This is a genomic window from Halomonas sp. ATBC28 (assembly GCF_005937175.1).
GTDB classification, from domain to species: domain Bacteria; phylum Pseudomonadota; class Gammaproteobacteria; order Pseudomonadales; family Halomonadaceae; genus Vreelandella; species Vreelandella titanicae.
This window is the reverse complement of record NZ_VCQL01000090.1, coordinates 1-522: the sequence shown is the minus strand read 5'-3', so window position 1 is coordinate 522 and position 522 is coordinate 1. Positions and strand designations below refer to the sequence as shown.

The window sequence follows — 522 nt, the reverse complement described above, 5'->3', positions numbered from 1 at the left end:
GCTAAGCCGCCGCTGGTGGCTTTTCTTTTTTGTAGGGGGCGCTATGGATAAGAAAATATGCGTTGTTTCGATGAGCGTCGGCAAACCGGCGTCAATGACTGCTGCATGGATCAACAATGAGCTAATAATGGCTGAGCGGACCAGCTACCCTGAACGCCGCCGCGATATGGAACTCCAGCTGCTGCGCGAATTGCGAGAAAAAGAGGAAAAGGGTTTTATCGTGCTGGTGGAAGAGGAAAACAGCTTTATTACTGGTCGAGTTGGCCAGCGTGTAAGGTTGCGCGATCCCTTCATGAACGGCAGGCCGGTACTAATTGAGGCAATGCAGATTTATAAGGAGCTGGAACGCCAGAAAGCAATCAAGTTACCGCGCAAGGAATCCGGCAAATACATCCTCCACCAAAGCATCTTCGATTCCGAACACGATAAAAAAGGCGATGAATTTTTCAACATCAACTGGAGCGAAATAACGACAGAGCATGTTCTGACGTTACTATGTTGCTTTGCGACGGAATACAACAA

At 48.5% G+C, this 522-nt stretch carries 1 protein-coding gene; it reads left to right on the top strand.

What is annotated here, in order from left to right; genetic code table 11:
• Positions 1–43: 43 nt before the first annotated feature.
• A partial coding sequence (locus E0L35_RS25455) for a maturation control protein (protein ID WP_096325165.1) occupies positions 44–522 on the top strand: 479 nt, incomplete at its 3' end.